At 61.1% G+C, this 16,305-nt stretch carries 14 protein-coding genes; 12 read left to right on the forward strand and 2 right to left on the reverse strand.

Annotated elements, in window-relative coordinates; translation table 11 throughout:
- Positions 1-83 precede the first annotated feature (83 nt).
- Positions 84-1,004 (forward strand): LysR family transcriptional regulator, encoded by a 921-nt coding sequence (locus HKK53_RS08365; RefSeq protein ID WP_237267159.1) that lies wholly within the window; start codon positions 84-86, stop codon positions 1,002-1,004.
- Positions 1,005-1,053: 49 nt separating this feature from the next.
- Here HKK53_RS08365 and HKK53_RS08370 read toward each other — a convergent pair whose 3' ends face one another.
- The gene (locus tag HKK53_RS08370; protein WP_169370418.1) at positions 1,054-1,968 is read right to left on the reverse strand and encodes a LysR family transcriptional regulator; all 915 of its coding nucleotides are present in this window, start codon (positions 1,966-1,968) and stop codon (positions 1,054-1,056) included.
- A 71-nt stretch (positions 1,969-2,039) separates the two neighbouring features.
- Between HKK53_RS08370 and HKK53_RS08375 the strand changes: the two genes are divergently transcribed.
- Positions 2,040-3,065 (forward strand): AraC family transcriptional regulator ligand-binding domain-containing protein, encoded by a 1,026-nt coding sequence (locus HKK53_RS08375; RefSeq protein WP_169370419.1) that lies wholly within the window; start codon positions 2,040-2,042, stop codon positions 3,063-3,065.
- Positions 3,066-3,191: 126 nt separating this feature from the next.
- Here the strand turns inward: HKK53_RS08375 and HKK53_RS08380 are convergent, their stop codons facing one another.
- Complete coding sequence (locus HKK53_RS08380; protein ID WP_169370420.1) at positions 3,192-4,889, reverse strand: sulfatase-like hydrolase/transferase; 1,698 nt, start codon at positions 4,887-4,889, stop codon at positions 3,192-3,194.
- Positions 4,890-5,278: 389 nt separating this feature from the next.
- Between HKK53_RS08380 and HKK53_RS08385 the strand changes: the two genes are divergently transcribed.
- The 10 genes from HKK53_RS08385 to HKK53_RS08430 are packed head-to-tail and all read left to right on the forward strand — an operon-like array spanning position 5,279 to position 16,293.
- Positions 5,279-6,631, forward strand: coding sequence for a UDP-glucose dehydrogenase family protein (locus HKK53_RS08385; protein ID WP_169370421.1), 1,353 nt, complete (start codon positions 5,279-5,281; stop codon positions 6,629-6,631).
- Positions 6,628-7,674, forward strand: a complete 1,047-nt coding sequence (locus HKK53_RS08390; RefSeq protein ID WP_169370422.1) for an NAD-dependent epimerase — start codon at positions 6,628-6,630, stop codon at positions 7,672-7,674. Before HKK53_RS08385 ends, HKK53_RS08390 begins: the two co-directional genes overlap by 4 nt.
- 20 nt (positions 7,675-7,694) lie before the next feature.
- Entirely contained in the window at positions 7,695-8,441 is a 747-nt protein-coding gene (locus HKK53_RS08395) for a sugar transferase (RefSeq protein ID WP_169370423.1), read from the forward strand.
- Positions 8,442-9,089 (forward strand): CpsD/CapB family tyrosine-protein kinase, encoded by a 648-nt coding sequence (locus HKK53_RS08400; RefSeq protein WP_169370424.1) that lies wholly within the window; start codon positions 8,442-8,444, stop codon positions 9,087-9,089. It begins immediately after the preceding gene.
- Between the two features lie 22 nt (positions 9,090-9,111).
- A complete protein-coding gene (locus HKK53_RS08405; protein WP_169370425.1) occupies positions 9,112-10,137 on the forward strand; it encodes a polysaccharide biosynthesis/export family protein in 1,026 nt (341 codons plus the stop codon).
- 17 nt (positions 10,138-10,154) lie between these two features.
- Positions 10,155-11,747 carry a GumC family protein gene (locus tag HKK53_RS08410; RefSeq protein WP_169370426.1) on the forward strand — a complete coding sequence of 531 codons (1,593 nt, stop codon included), beginning with the start codon at positions 10,155-10,157 and terminating at the stop codon, positions 11,745-11,747.
- Positions 11,744-12,838 carry a glycosyltransferase family 4 protein gene (locus HKK53_RS08415; protein WP_169370427.1) on the forward strand — a complete coding sequence of 365 codons (1,095 nt, stop codon included), beginning with the start codon at positions 11,744-11,746 and terminating at the stop codon, positions 12,836-12,838. Before HKK53_RS08410 ends, HKK53_RS08415 begins: the two co-directional genes overlap by 4 nt.
- A complete protein-coding gene (locus tag HKK53_RS08420; RefSeq protein WP_169370428.1) occupies positions 12,835-14,202 on the forward strand; it encodes an O-antigen ligase family protein in 1,368 nt (455 codons plus the stop codon). The genes HKK53_RS08415 and HKK53_RS08420 overlap by 4 nt, the downstream gene beginning before the upstream one ends.
- A complete protein-coding gene (locus tag HKK53_RS08425; RefSeq protein WP_169370429.1) occupies positions 14,199-15,164 on the forward strand; it encodes a glycosyltransferase in 966 nt (321 codons plus the stop codon). The genes HKK53_RS08420 and HKK53_RS08425 overlap by 4 nt, the downstream gene beginning before the upstream one ends.
- Positions 15,157-16,293, forward strand: coding sequence for a glycosyltransferase (locus HKK53_RS08430; protein ID WP_169370430.1), 1,137 nt, complete (start codon positions 15,157-15,159; stop codon positions 16,291-16,293). Before HKK53_RS08425 ends, HKK53_RS08430 begins: the two co-directional genes overlap by 8 nt.
- The last annotated feature ends 12 nt before the right edge of the window (positions 16,294-16,305 follow it).

Consider the following 16,305-nt stretch of genomic DNA (forward strand, 5'->3'; position numbering starts at 1 on the left):
TCGAGTGGGCAGGCGTGTACTTATGCCAGTCGTTGTGATATCGATCAAATGCATTAAAAGTATCCTCAGAATGCAGGAGACGCATGATGGATCTACGCCAGCTTCGCCACTTGGTCGCCCTCGCCGATTACCGCAGTTTTGGCCGCGCGGCCGAGGCGATCAACCTGAGTCAACCGGCGTTCAGCCGCAGCATCCAGACCCTGGAACGGGACCTCGATTGCGCCTTGGTCGAACGCAGCAGCCGTGAATTTCGCCTCACCGGCCAGGGCGAACTGGTGCTGCAACACGCCCGGCGCTTGCTCGCCGGCAGCCAGGCCTTGCACAACGAACTGACCCAGTACAACGGCTTGACCGGCGGCGAGCTGCAGTTCGGCAGTGGCCCTTATCCGGCACAGTTGTTGGTGCCCGCTGCACTGGCCGAATTCATCCAGGCGCATCCGGCGATCCGTACGCGTTTTCATTTGGGCGACTGGGAGCAACTGTCGCTGTGGTTGCGCGAGCAGCAGATTGAATTCCTGGTGGCCGATGCGCGCTACTTCACCGGCGATCCGCAATATCAGGTGCAGCTGTTGCGACCACGGCGTGGAAGGTTCTTCTGCCGTGTCGATCACCCGTTGGCGGGGCGCAAGGGTTTGTCCCTGCGGGCATTGCTCGATTACGCCGTGGTCGGCACGCGGATTCCGCCGATGATTCGCAAGATCCTCGCCGACATCCAGGGCGAGCCGGACTTCAACCCGAGTGTCGAATGCGCGCAATTCGATGCGATCCGCCGAGTGGTGATGTACTCCGACGCCGTGGGCCTGGCGACGATGGAAGCGCTCACCGAACTGGCCGATCAGGGGTTGATCCGCCTGCTGGAGTTTGCCGACGTACCCAGCGACGACCCCGGTTTGCAGCTGCATTACGGCATCGTCAGCCGCGCCGGTTACTCCCTGACCCCGGCGGCGCTGGCGATGATTGAGGCGATTCTGACGGTGGATCGGCGGTTGCTGGCGGAGGGATGACATCAACCGAAAATCGACTGCCAAATGATCAAGCAGCCATCGCTCTGTGTCAGGCACGCCGCGCCAGCGACAGCAATGCCCGCGGCTCACCCAACGCCCGCAACAAACAATGCATCGCCTCTTCCCGACTGCGCTCAAAGCGATAACGGGCCTCGATGTACAGCGCCAGTTTCAGTTCCACCGGTTCATCCAGCGGCAACGGCACCTGCTGCAACCCCAGCACACTGGCGACCCGGCTCGGCAGGCTCATGCCGAAAGGCTGGCGGTCGGCGATCAATTTGGCGGCCAGGGTGCTTTGGGTATTCACCGCCAGGGTGCGACGCAAGCCTTTCAACCCCAAGTGCAGATCCACCGGGCTGAGCCCGTCGCGACGGCTGGAAATCTGAATCTGCGGCTGTTCCAGATAGGCTTGCAGCGTGCGCGGCGGTTCCTTGAGCGCCGCGCCATAGGCAAACACGTAATGGTCCGCCGGCAACACTTGCTTGTGCAGACCGGCGAGCCCGGCCAGGGGTTGGTCGAGGTCGATCAGGATGTCCAGTTTGCCGCTCGCCAATTCTTGCAAGGCGTCCCGCCGCCGTGGCTGGAAGTAGCGCACCTGCCAGTCGGCCTGGGGCGCTTCGAGCAGCGCATCGAGCAGCACCGGTTGCAGGCAATCCAGGCAACTGATGCGCAGCAGCGGATTGCTTTGGCGCGCGGCCGGGATCATCCGCAAACCGTCGCGCAACGATTCCAGCGCCGCGCGCACGTAGTCGGCCAGGCGATGGGCGACCAGCGTTGGCGTCACGCCGAGACGGCTTTTGATGAACAACGGATCGCCGCACAAATCCCGCAGCCGGCGCAGCGCATTGCTCATCGCCGGTTGCGACAGGCACATCACCTCGGCGGCGCGGGTCACGCTGCGTTGCTGGTATATCGCGTCGAAGGCAAGCAGCAGGTTGAGGTCGAGCTGGCGTAAATCAAGCATGGTCTTGCTCCGGCAAATCGCTTAACGTCGGGCAGCCTAACCAGTGTCCAGGAACACGCTGTGAGCCCTACATGACAAAAAGCGATCAGCCATTGCCGAATGCGTTCTACGCCCCGACCTTGCTGCCAGCCATCGAAGAACTGCTGGCCCGAGGCGTCGCACGGGAAACCATTGAACGTGTGTTTCACCGCAGCTTGTTCGAGTTGCGCACGCCGTTCATGCGCATCCCGCTGTTTCTGTCGCGACGATTCTGGGCGTTGGCGCTGGAGCAAAGCGCCGACCCATTGATCGGGCTCGCGGCGGGACGGCGTTTTGTCTCGACCGCGACCAATGGCCTGACCTACCTGTTCGATGTGGCCGCGACCCTGGAAAGCGCTTGCGCGTATTTCGTCCGCTTCTTTCCGTTTTTCAACGGGCACTACCAGGCGCAGATCGTACGCGACGAGGACGGTGTCGAGCTGCGCCTGCTCGACTGCGGCAGCCTGAAGGCCAGCGCGCCGACCACCGATTACATCCTCATCGGCCTGTGCAGCATGCTGCGCCGAAAATTCCTCGCCAGTGGCCTGGAGCGCGATCCGATACTGGGCGTCAATCTGGCGTGGCCGACACCGGCCAATCCTCAGGATCACGAACAAGCCTTTCGCGCACCGGTGCACTGGCGCCAGCCGCACCCTTCGCTCCGCCTCGATCCGCAGTTGTTCGTGACCGCGCTGACACCGGGCAATCATGAGCTGGAGCAAACCCTGGTGGACTTGCTGGAACAAACCCGACTCAACAGCGAACCGACATTGCTGGAGCAGGTCAGCGACCATCTGATCGCCGACCTCGCGGGTGCCAACTGGCAACAGTTTTGCGCTGATCACCACATGCTGGAACGCACGGCGGCGCGGCGCTTGAAGGCGTTGGGCTGGAGTTTTTCCGAGTTGCTGGATGAGTATCGGCGCTGCCAAGCTGAAGACTTGCTGCAGGCTGGGGCTCTGGAGCTGGTGGAGATTTCGGATCGATTGGGTTACGGCGATGTGCAGAGTTTCAACCGCGCGTGTTTGCGCTGGTTGGGGTGTGCGCCGGGGGTGTATCGGGCGCGGTGGGTGAATTAGAAAAACGAAGATCAAAAGATCGCAGCCTTTGGCCGCTCCTACAGGGGATTGCGTGTATCCACCGGGCATGGTTGGTGTACTCGATCCCCTTTAGGAGCTGCCGAAGGCTGCGATCTTTTTACGGTGTCACTGCCCCGCCGCTACGCTCGTTGCCGCCTGCGCCGGCGTCACAATCGTCTTCAAATCAATATGCTTCCACTCCGGCTTCGCCCCCAGCCGCGCATTGAACCGATAGTTGAAGGTGAACTCATCCGCCGTCGCCACGCTCAGCGGTTTGCCATACACCGCTTCCACCCCCGCCAGGTCGTACCCCATCAACTGCAACAGCGTCGGGAAGATGTTGTAGTGACTCGACCGATCCTTGTTGCCGGGCAGTTGCGCCGACCAGTCCAGCGTCTTCAACCCGCTGCCCTGAATCACCACCAACGGCACCAGTCCTTCCTCCTCCACCGGGTCGCCGCCGCAGTGGGTATTGAGCCCGGGATTGCCGCGCTCATGCAGATCCTGGCCATGGTCCGAGGTGTAGATCAGCGTGGCATGGCTCAAATCCGCCTGGGCAAACAGCCGTGAGAAAAACTCCCCGACATTCCACAGCAACGTGTTCTTGTAGGCGTTGCGGTACAGCAGCCAATCATCCGGCTGGCCGTTGAAACCATCGCGCTTGCCGGTGTCCGCCACTTCGACGAACTGCCCACGGGGCAAAGTCGGGCGGTAGGCCATGAAGGCATCCGGGTATTTGTCATGCACCGGGAAATGCGCGCCGACCTTGTTGATCACTACCAACTGCGGTTTATCGTCGTTGAGCAATTCGATCAATTTCGTCGCCGCCGCCATGTCGCGGTCGCGCACGCTGGTCTGGTCGAATTGCACGAACTCGTCGATGTCTTTTTTCTCGGCGTCGTTCATCAGGTTCTGCAGGTTACCGCCGGTGCGTTGGGCGTCGATGTAGACGGTGCGCAGCCCGGCCTTTTTCGCGTACTGCCAGATCGACGGCAGCGTGGTGTTGATGCGCATGTAGTCGGCGCGGGTGCCGCCGTAGCGCAGGGTAATGTTGGTGTCGGCGCTGCAATTGGCGATGGAGGCGGCGTAGCCATAATTGAAGATGTCGACGCCGGGGCGCGCTTCCTTGAGGTTGCTGTGCACGCCGAACGGCGCGTTGATGTCCAGGTAGTTGCCGGAAATGCTCTCGTCGATGATCAGCACGATGTCGTGGCCCACCGGTTGATCGTTACGCGCCAGTTTCACCGGTTCCCGCGGGCCGACGGTGTTGTGCAGGGCTTCATAGGTGAACAGATTCAGGTAGGCCAGCGGCGTGTACATGATCGGCAGGCCCCGGGCGCCCTCGCCGGCCCGCACAAACAGCACCGCACTGAGCAGCAACACCCCCAACACCGGCGCCGCCACCAGCAAAGCCCCCGGCAGCGGCATCCGCCGACGGGGCTTGAGGCCGATGCCGAACAGCAGCAACAGGCCACTGAGCAAGCCGCTGATCAGCGGATCACGGTACTGGTACGCCGCTTCCTGGATGAAACCGCCGGAATACACCAACGACACAAAACTGCTGTAAGTCAGGTAATCGGCGGTCACCCGGGTATAAACGTCAAAGAACACTGCGGATATAAACAGCGTTATAGCGAATAAATGCCTGATGAGCGTCTGGCGGATGTACGCGGTCATGAACAGCGCTGCCGTCAGCGCGATAAACATCGCGCTAAACAGCAGCACCGGAAAACCGATACCCATGGCGCTCAGGCGCTCCAGGTAATAATCGTAATTCTTGATTAAGTAGAGAACTAACAGCAGTTCTTTCAAATATCGAATCATAGTATTTACGCAACTCGGCGAGGGTGTTTTGCCAATAGTTTGTCAGCCATTTTTTGACACTAGCACCGAGCCATCAAACCGCAAGAAATGCCGGGTTTTTCCTAAAAGCGTCAAAAAATTGTTGACTCAAATCTGACACACTCAAAGCGCTACAGCCCTTGTATTTCAAGCCTTTCGACCGTTTATCGTTTTCTTCTAAATGTGAAAAACCCGTCAAAACCGCGGCAAATCCAGACACAGCAAGCACTTGATGGCCATTCGCCCCCAAAAACGGGGGTGTTCTAGAAGAGCAACATGTCATTTTGCTGACACGATTTGCCAAGGCTGGGCTATACCCCTTTTGACAGTCTAATTCCTGATCTTTCCACCGTCTTACGAGGCACGCCAATATGGACGTGAGCGTATTTGGTACGGGCTACGTTGGCCTGATTCAAGCAGCTGCATTGGCCGATGTCGGACATCGCGTGCTGTGTGTCGATATCGATCCGAACAAGATCAAACAGTTGCAACAGGCAGTTCCACCGATCAGTGAACCGGGACTTTCCGGCACCCTGGAAGAAAACATCAAGGCTGGCCGTTTGCTGTTCACGACCCAGGCCAGCGATGCGGTCGAACATGCCGAATTGATCTTTATCGCGGTCGGTACGCCGGCCGATGAAGACGGTTCCGCCGACCTCAGCCATGTGCTGAACGTGGCCCGGCAGATCGCCAGTTTCATGGAAGCCGATCGTACCCTGATCATCAAGTCGACTGTGCCGGTCGGTACTGCGGACAAGGTTGCCGAAGCCGCCAGCGACGAACTGCGACGCCGGGGCAAAGACGCGCTGATCGTACGGGTCGTGTCCAACCCCGAGTTTCTCAAGGAAGGCAGTGCCCTCGCCGACTGCATGCGCCCGGACCGGATCATCGTCGGCACCAACGACGACATCGCCCGTGACCAGTTGAGCGAACTCTACGCACCGTTCTGCCGCAACCATGAAAAGCTCATGTTCATGGACAACCGCAGCGCCGAGCTGACCAAGTACGCGGCCAACGCGATGCTCGCCACCCGCATCAGTTTCATGAACGAGCTGGCCAACCTCACCGAACTGCTGGGCGCCGACATCGAAGCGGTGCGCAAGGGCATCGGCTCGGACCCGCGCATCGGTTATCACTTTATCTACCCCGGTTGCGGCTTCGGCGGCTCGTGCTTCCCCAAGGACCTGCGCGCCCTGCTGCACACCGCCGAACACAATGGCATGCCATTGCGTCTGCTGCGCAGCGTCACCGACGTCAACGATACCCAGCGGCACATTCTGTTCAGCAAACTGAAAGCGCAATTTCCCCAAGGCCTGGCCGGCAAGTCCATCGCCGTCTGGGGCCTGGCGTTCAAGCCCAACACCGATGACATGCGCGAAGCACCCAGCCGTTACCTGATGGATGCGCTGTGGGCCGAAGGCGCGAGTGTGCAGGCCTATGACCCGGAAGCCATGTCCGAATGCCGGCGCATCTACGGCTACCGCAATGACCTGCACCTGTGCGCCACCCGCGACGACACCCTGGAAGACGCCGATGCGTTGGTGATCTGCACCGAGTGGAAGAATTTCCGGGTGGTGGATTTCGATCTGCTGGCGAGCAAGTTGCGCGCCAAGGTCATCGTCGACGGGCGCAACCTCTACAACCCGGAACACGTCGCCGCCGCCGGTTTGCACTACAGCGGCATCGGCCTGCGGCACATCGCTCCAGAGGTGCTGCGCCCATGAATATTCTGGTGACGGGAGCAGCGGGATTCATTGGTGCCCATTGTGTGTTGCGGTTGTTGCGCGACGGGCATCGGGTCTGCGGGCTGGATAACTTCAACGACTATTACGACCCGCAACTCAAGCACGATCGCGTGCGCTGGGTGCAGGAGCAAGTCGGCAGTTTTCCCCTCGCGCAGATTGACCTGGCCGACGCCCCGGCCATCGAAGCCTTGTTTGCGAGCGAACAACCGGAGGTGGTGCTTCACCTCGCCGCCCAGGCCGGGGTGCGTTACTCGCTGGATAACCCCAAGGCGTATCTGGACAGCAACCTCAGCGGTTTCCTGAACATCCTTGAAAGCTGCCGCCACCATCCGGTGAAGCACTTGATCTACGCCTCGTCCAGTTCGGTGTACGGCGCCAACCAGCACACACCCTACTCGACCCATGACGGCGTCAATCACCCGCTGTCGCTGTACGCGGCCACCAAGAAAGCCAATGAGCTGATGGCCCACAGTTACAGCCACCTGTTCGGCATTCCCAGCACCGGGCTGCGCTTCTTCACGGTCTACGGGCCTTGGGGTCGGCCAGACATGTCGCCGATCCGTTTCGCCCAGGCGATTGCCGAGGGCAGCCCGTTGAAGCTGTTCAATTACGGCCAGCATCAACGCGACTTCACCTACATCGACGACATCGTCGAAAGCATCGCTCGCCTGGTCGATCGGCCACCGAGCAGCACGCCGGACTGGAACCGCGAACAACCGGACGCGGCCAGCAGCATGGCGCCGTGGCGGATCTACAACATCGGCGGCGAACGCCCGGTGGAACTCAAGGATTACCTGGCCCTGATGGAAAAGCACCTGGGCCGCAAAGCCAATGTCGAGCTGTTGCCGCTGCAACCGGGCGATGTGCTCAACACCTGTGCCGATGTCCACGAACTGGAACGGGACACCGGTTTTCAACCGCGCATCGAACTCGACGAGGGCCTTCGCCGGTTCGTCGCCTGGTTCCGCGAATACTACCCATTGCACGCCCATACGCCGCCTGCGGCTGAGCAACAGGGCTGAGAGCTACAGCGGAGGAGTCTATGACTGGACATGAAAAAGGTGTGCCACTCCAAAGTTTGCGCCGTGACAAGCGCCTGGACCCCGAGCACCGAATGCGCCTCGACACCGCGATCCACATGCAGGGTCGCGGCTGGATTACCGGTCGCGACGGTGGTCGGCCCTGGACCTTGTCCCGCACCAACCGAATCGTGGCGTGCTTCGGTGCCTTGTTGATCCTGATCCTGATTTCGCCGCTGTTGCTGGGCCTGGCCCTGGCGATCAAGTTCAGCAGCCCTGGCCCGATCATGTTCGTGCAAAAACGCACCGGTTACCGCGGTCGCGTGTTCGGCATGTACAAGTTTCGCACCATGGTGGCCAATGCCGAGGAGCTTAAAGAGTCCCTGCGCCACCTGAACAAACACGGTGCCGACGCTATCGATTTCAAGATCGACAAGGACCCGCGCATCACCCGCATCGGTGGGTTCCTGCGGCGCAGCAGCCTCGACGAGCTGCCCAACCTGATCAATGTGTTTACCGGCGACATGCGTTTGGTCGGACCGCGACCAACCTCGTTCAACGCCTACCGCTACAAGGATAACCACCTTGCACGCCTGAGCATCTACCCCGGCATGACCGGCCTGTGGCAGATCTCCGGACGCAGCAATATCGACTTCGACCAGCGCGTTGAGTTGGACCTCAGCTATATCGCCGAGCAGAGCCTCTTGCTTGATCTGAAGATCCTGTTGAAAACCCCCTTCAAAGTATTCAGCGGCCACGGAGCAAGTTAAATGGACGGTTCATCGACTAAAGCCCTAAGCATCGCCAACCCGAGCGAGTCCAATCTGACTTCGACCGTGCTCGATCAAGATCTGCGGATCCTATTCCTGACCGCCGCCAACCCCGGCGCAGGCACCACCACCAGCGCCCTGGTGCTGGCCAGCCAACTGGCACAGATGAGCAGCGGCCAAGTGCTGCTGGTCGACGCCAGCCAGTCGGCGACCAACCTCACGGCCCAGCTCAACCTGCAAAAAGAGCGCGGTTTTCGCGACCTGCTATTCAGCACCGGCACCCCGCCGCTGCTGCAGGATTGCCTGCTGCAGGTCTCCAGCCTGCCGTTCGATGTGCTGCCCAACGGCCGGCACCTGCGCGGCAACGAACACCTGACCGCCGAACGCCTGAGCCCGTTGCTCGACCAGCTCGGCAGCCGCTACCGCTTTGTGGTGATCGACGGCGACGCGGTGTATTCGGCCGCCGACACCCTGGTCATCAGTACTCAGGTGGACGGCGTGATCATGGTCGTGCGCTCTGAAGACACCCGCTGGGAAGTGGCCCAGGCCGCGGTCCAGCGCCTGACCCAGGCCGGGGCGAAACTGGTCGGCAGCGTGTTCAACCGACGCAAGTACTACATGCCCAAATGGCTCTACAAAAACCTGTAAGCAACCAGAAAAGGATGACGCCATGAACGCCAAAATGCTTCTCCTGCTGTTGCTGCCGCTTGCAGGTTGCTCCAGCAATTCCGACACGCAGAACATGCCGGTGAATATCCTCACGGCCTCACCGGCCAATGCCCAGGCAACCGACATGCCCAAGGTCGAGCAGACCTTGCGGCCCCAGGATGTGCTGGACGTGATCTTCCACATCAGCACCAGTGGCTCGGACGCTTATCGCGTGCAGCCCGGTGACCAGATCGGCCTGAACTTCACCGCTGCCAGCCAGCTCAATGGCAATCAACTGGTGCTGCCGGATGGCAGCATAGAACTGCCGGGAGCCAACACGTCGGTGAAAATCGCCGGGCTGACCAGTGAAGAAGCGCGTACCGAGATCCAGCGCGCCTACCAGCGCAAACAACTGTTCCAGCCCAACCGCAATCAGTTGTCCGTGCAAATCATCAGCCCGCTGAGCAACGAGTCGAACCTCAAAAGTGCCCTGAACCACCCCGCTACCGGCATGAGCCGGGAGATCACCGTGGGCACCGACGGTTACGCGAGTTTCCCGGAAATCGGCGCCGTGCCGCTGCAAGGCATGACCGTCAATCAACTGGAAACCTTCCTCAACAAACGCTACGCCAACCTCCCGGGGCGGATGACCGTCGACGTCTTGCTCAAGTCCACCGCGGGCAACGAAATCTATGTGTTGGGTGAAGTCGGCCAGCCGGGTTCCTACCCGATTCGCCGGCCGGTCTCAGTGCTCGAAGCGTTGACCCTCGCCCGAGGCACCAACGTCAAGGCGCGGCTCGATTCGGTGGTGATCATGCGCCGCAACGGAAACCAGGTGCAGGCCCGGCGCTACGACGTGGAAAAAGCCTTGTCCGGCGATGCGTCGCAGATTGCCTACCTGCAACCGGACGACATGCTTTACGTGCCCAAGACCAAACTGGCCAGCGCCGGTGAGCTCGCGCGGCAATTGGCGGACGTGGTGTTGTTCCAGGGCGTGGGGTTCAGCTTTGGCTACCGCGTCGACAACAAAGACAGCGACAGCAACTAACTCTCGGGTGACCTGACATGAATCCAAAGGAAAACTACCTGCACGAGTTCTTCAGGATCTTCTTCGCCAACAAGCAGCTGGTGAAACGAGTATTCCTGGTCTTTGCAGTCATCGCGCTGACCTTGCCATTGGTGCTCAAGCAGAGCTTCGACATCACCGCGCAAGTCATCGTCCAGTCGAAAAAACTTTCCCAGGGTGACGCGACCACGTCCCTGAATCAGGAGAATGCGAGTTTCATCCCGCCGTCACTGGCGGACATGGAAACCGAGAGCAATATCCTGCGTTCGCCGGCGCTGATTCGTCAGACCATCAGCGAACTGCGGGACAAGGGTGAGTACACCCCCGCTCCCGGCATGTTCAACAAAATGGTGTCCGAGCCGCTGAAGCTCTATGTCACCACGCCGCTGCGCGAATACGTGATCAACCCGGTGAAATCCGCGCTGGGCATGGAGACCGATCCCGTGCGCGACACGGTGCTGGACTCGCTGACCCAGGAGGCCATCGACAAGCTCAAGATCGAAACGCTGCCGGGCTCCAACGTGATCTCCATCATCTACAGCTTTGGCGACCCGCAACAGGGCACCAAGTTTGTCGCGACGTTGCTGCAGAACTACCTGGTCAGCCGCCAGGAACTGCAATCGATCGAACTGCCGCAAAGCTTCTATGAAACCAAGAAGCAGCAATACGAGGTGCGTCTCGATGGCCTGGAAGGCAAACGGCTGTCGTTGCTCGAAGCCATAGGTTCGTCCGATCCCAAGGAAGAAATCACTTTCCGCCTCAACGCCATCAACACCGAGGAGCAAGCACTCAACCTGTACCAGGACCGCCGCCTGCAAAGCCAACGCTGGCTCGAATACCTGAAAACCAGCCTGGCCGCCGCGAGCAATTCCAAACTCAACGACTACACCTTCCCCTACACCTTCACCACCACGGTGGACAACGTCGCCTTTGAAGATCGCGAGATCAAACAAATGGGTGAGGCGCTGACCACGCAAGTCAGCCGCTACATGAACGACCTGGCGATCTTCCAGCCAGGCAGTGAACCGATGTTGCTGACCCGCGAGCAAATCGCCCGCACCCGCCAGCAGTTCCTCAAAGTGGTGAGCAACCGGATTCAGGAGCGCACCAATGACCTGGCGATTGTCGGCTCGGTGATCGACCAGAAAACCGCGCGCATCGCCGACTTCAAGAACCGCATCCACCAGTTGCAGGAAACCCAGAGCAAGCTGCGGCAGTTGGACACCGAGATCAACGCCCTGCACGCGGCGTTCGGTACCTACGCCCAACGCTTTGCCGAAAGCAGCACGGCCCGTTCGCTGGACAACGACCTGTCCAACGCCCGGGTGCTCAGCCCACCGTATGAACCGACGGCCCCGGCGTTTCCCAAGCCGTTCCTGATCATACCGTTCGGCTTGTTCACCGGTCTGTTGCTGGCGATTGCCCTGGTCTACGTGCGTGAGTTCTTCGATCACCGCTTCAAGCATCCTGCGCAAATCACCCACGAACTGGGCCTGCCCGTGCTGCTGGTGATCAACGATCAGAACATGCTGCCGAACAATCCGCACAAGAACTGGACCGTGCCGAGCTTCGTGCATTGGGTGCGCAATTGAACGCGCCGCTCACGCCTTCCAGCGCCCTGCCGATCATTCATTTGCTCAGCAGCGGCGGCTTCTATGGGGCTGAGCGGATGCTGCTGGATCATTGCCTGGCGACGCCGGGGCAGCACCAAGTGCTGTTTCTCGATGCGCCGCCAGAGCTGATCGAACGGTTTCGCGAGGCCGGGGTGGATGGCCAGGGCTGCTCGGGGCTGGGGGCATTGCTGACGCATTTGCGTCAGCGCCGGGCCGAACAGCCGCTGATCAATACGCACAATTTCAAAGGCCTGTTGTTCGGCTGGGTCGGCGCGACGCTGTTGCGTTTACCGCTGGTCATTACCCAGCACGGCTTCACGCCGCGCAGCCGCAAGCAGAAGTTCTACACCTGGCTGAGCCTGCAACTGTGCCGCACCGCCTCGGTGAATCGAGTGGTCTGCGTCGCCGAAAGCATCGCCGCGTTGTGCCGCCAGGCCAGTGTCCGGTCGGAAAAATTGCAGGTGATTCCCAATGGCTTGCCGGCGGCCAAAGGCCTGCTGCCGCACCGCGTCAATCGCCAGCGCTGGCTGGCCGGTTACGTCGGGCGGCTGAGCAGTGAAAAAGGCCCGGACCTGTTTCTCGATGCGCTGATTCCACTGTGTCAGCAACACCCTCGACTGGACGCCGTGATGCTCGGCGACGGCCCGGAACGGGAAACCCTGCTGGCGCGGATCAGTGATGCGGGTTTGCAGGACCGCATCACCCTGCCGGGGTACCAGACCGACATGAAGGTGTGGTGGCGCCGACTCGATGCGCTGGTGATCAGCTCGCGCACCGAAGGCACGCCGATGATTTTGCTCGAAGCGATGCAGGCCGGTGTGCCGGTGGCAGCATTCGGCGTCGGCGGCATTCCCGATGTGCTGGAAGACCGGCACAACGGCTTGCTCGCCACGCCGGCCGACAGCGCCGCCCTCGCCCGGCAGATCGGCACCTTGCTGGCGGAACCGGTTCTGGCCGGCGAATTGAGCCACAACGCAAAACGTACACAACTGGATCGCTACGACCTCAAGGCCCTCGCCGAACGCTGGTCGCAGCTTTATATCCGTACCGCACGGGAGGCACGCGCGTGATCTTTCCGCTCTCGATCATCAGTTTGCTCGGCCTGGTCTGCCTCGGTTTGCTGGCCAGCCCTTATCCCTACCTGGCACCCGGCGCGGTGCTTGGCCTGGTGGGTTTCTCGGTGCTCTATCGCAAGCCCGGCTGGGGCTTGCTGGGTATCGTCGCGCTGGTACCCTTCGAGGGTTTCTTCAAGGACAGCGCCCTGTCGGGGACCAAATTCATCGGCGCCTCGCTGGCCGTGATCCTGATGTTGCAACTGGCCCTGCATCAGATTCCGTCCGAACGCCTGCGCAGCAACATCTGGCGCTTCCTGATCTGGTTCATGGTGTTGTACCTGCTGAGCACGCTCAATACCGATGACCTGGGTGTATCGATGGGTCACCTGCGGGAACTGAGCGTCGGCCTGATTCTGTTTGTGATCACGCTGCTGGTCGGTCGCGAGCTGAACCTGGACCTGTTCGCCAAACTGGCGACCCTCAGCGTCACGGTGACCTGCGTATTAACGATGTTATCCGTCAAGTATCAAGACCAGGGCCGCGCCGCCGGCCTGCTGGAAGACGCGAACGCCTTTGCCATGCTGATTGCCTTCGCCGTGCCCCTGGCCCTGTTGCTGGTGATCCGCAGCCCGAACCTGTTGCACCGGTTGTTCTGGGGCCTGTGCTGCCTGGCGCTGTTGGGCGGCATGACCAAGACCGAATCCCGTTCCGGGCTGGTGGTGCTGTTCCTCAGCCTGATGATCGGTGCCTGGCACTACCGCACTGAACTGTCACGCATCCGTCCACGGCACCTGGGGTTTGCCATGCTCGGCCTGGCGATCGCGATTCCGCTGGCGCTCTACGCGATGCCGCCGGGTTATATCGCGCGTATTCAGTCCTTGAGCATTTTGAGCGCGGGCGCCAAGAGCCAGGACGAATCCCTTGGTCGTCGCGCCTCGTACATCGTGGTCGGCGGCCAGATGATCCGCGAGAACCCGCTGCTCGGCACCGGCCCCGGAACCTTCCCGTTGCATTACGCCACCACCGGTTACGCCAAGGCGTTCTCGGCCAACCGTAAAGTCGGCGACCTGTACCGCCGGGCTCACAACACCTACCTGGAAATCTTCAGCGAACTGGGGATTCCCGCCGGCTTGTTGTTCGTCGGCATGCTCGCCCTCGGCCTGTACAACCTGATTCGCGCCCGCCGTGCCTGGATGCTGCGCCGCAACTGGACCGAGGCTGACTTCATGACCCACCTGGGCATGAGTTTCCTGTCGCTGACGCTGTTCCTGATGTTCCTCAGCGCCCCCAACCAAAAGTACGTGTGGATCATGCTTGCGCTGACCAGCGTGCTACGCCTGAAGGCAGAACAAGCGCCACTGACGGAGGCCAAGGCATGAAACGAATCAGTATTGTCATCCCCATGTTCAACGAAGCCCGGCACATCGGCCGGACCTTGCTCTGTGCGCAAAAGGCGGCGGATGCGGCGGACGTGGAATGTGAGTTGATCGTGGTCGATAACGGCTCCGAGGATCACGGCCCGCAGGTTGCCCGGCAGTTCGGCGCGCAGGTGCTGGTGCTGCCCGGTCTGCTGATCGGGGCTCTGCGCAATCGGGGAGCGGCTCTGGCTACCGGGGAATGGCTGGCCTTTATCGATGCCGACGTCGAAATGCCGGAAAACTGGCTGAGCCTGCTGTTCGATCTCGAGTCTGGCGCCCACGCCGATGTGTTCGGCCTGGACCTGCACACCCCGGCGCAAGCGCCGTGGTACGCCGATGCCTGGCAGCGCCGCACGCTGCGCCCCCTCAGCCAGCCCCACCCGGTGCAATGGCTGCCCACCTCCAATTTGATCATGCGCCGCACGTGGTTCGACCAGATCGGCGGCTTCGACGAGTCCCTGCGCACCGGCGAAGACAAGGACCTGACCATGCGCCTGAGGGAGGTCGGCGCGCGCTTGCTGGCGGTCAATCAAAGCGTGGCCCTGCATTGGGGTTATGAAGCCAGTTGGCGCGAATGGATGGGCAAGGAGATGTGGCGCCAGGGCAGTCATTTGCAACTGCTCCGCACCCACGGCTACAGCCTGCGCCTGCTGCGGTTTCCGATGCTGTCGCTGGTGGTCTGGTTGCTGGATTTCCTGGCGATCTCCGCGTTGCTGGACGGTTTCCCGCACCACGCGGCAATCATGGTGATGATCACCGCGATGCCAGCGCTGATCCTCAGCCTGCGCCAGAGCATGAAACACCGCGAAGTGCTGTTGACCCTGCAACTGTGGGGCCTGCATTGGGTGCGTCTGCACCTGGCCGGCGCCGCGTTCATTCTCAGTCTGTGTCATTGGAATGCCAGGAGGCCCGCCCGTGGCTGAATTCATTTTCTGGTTATGCCTGCTGTTGCCGTTCTACGCCTACGTCGGTTACCCGCTGCTGCTGACGCTGCTGGCGCCGTTGTTTGCAGCGCGGCATCACGTTCCGGCGGCGCCGCTGAACGTCAGCATTGTGATCGCCGCGCACAACGAGGCGCGGCATATCGAGCACAAGCTGCGCACCTTGCTCGCCCAGGATTACCAGCCGGCAACCCTGGAAATCATTCTGGTCAGCGACGGCTCCACCGATGACACCGTGGCCTGCGCGCACAAGGTCATCGACCCGCGCATCACCGTGCTCGACCTGCCCCGCCAGGGCAAGGCCGCAACCCTGAACGCCGGCGTGGCCTTGAGCAGCGGCGACATTCTGGTGTTCACCGACGCCGACAACCAATGGTCCCGCGACACCCTCGGCCACTTGCTCGCGCCGCTGTCCGATCCGAAGGTCGGGGCCTGTGCCGGGCACATGGTGATCCCGGTGACCGGTGGCGGCCTGAGTGTCGGCGACAGCCTCTATCGTCACTACGAAGGCTGGCTGCGTTGGGCGGAAAACCGCACCGGTTGCATGGTTTCCGCCGATGGCGCGTTGCTCGCCCTGCGCCGCGAGTTGTTCGAGAACGTGCCGACGGAGGTCAACGATGATTTCTTTATCAGCACCTGCGCGCCGGTGGCGTTCAAACGCATCGTCTATGTGCCCGAGGCGCAGGTGATCGACCAGGGCGTCGATGAAGCGAACAAACAGTTCCGTCGTCGCCAGCGCGTCACCGTCGGTGGCCTGCAAAGCCTGGCCCAGCGCAGTGAGCTGCTCAATCCGCTGAAGTATGGTTTGTATTCGATTGCGCTGATCAGTCACAAGCTGATCCGGCGTCTGGCACCGATCCTGTTAGTGCCGTTATTCCTGAGCAATTTCTGGCTGTGGGACGACCACGGTTTCTACCAAATGTGCCTGGTGGCGCAGTTGCTCGGTTACGCGGTGGCCATCGCCGGTCTGCTGGATTCGCAACACCGTTTGCCCAAACCCTTTCGCCTCGCCGCGTTTCTCCTGGTGACCCTTGCCGGGATGAGTATCGGTCTGTGGCAGTTCCTGCGTGGCCAGCGGTACAGCCAGTGGAACCCCGAGCAAAATCGATGAGAGGCGCGTGCC

Source organism: Pseudomonas sp. ADAK7 (genome assembly GCF_012935675.1).
Taxonomy (GTDB): domain Bacteria; phylum Pseudomonadota; class Gammaproteobacteria; order Pseudomonadales; family Pseudomonadaceae; genus Aquipseudomonas.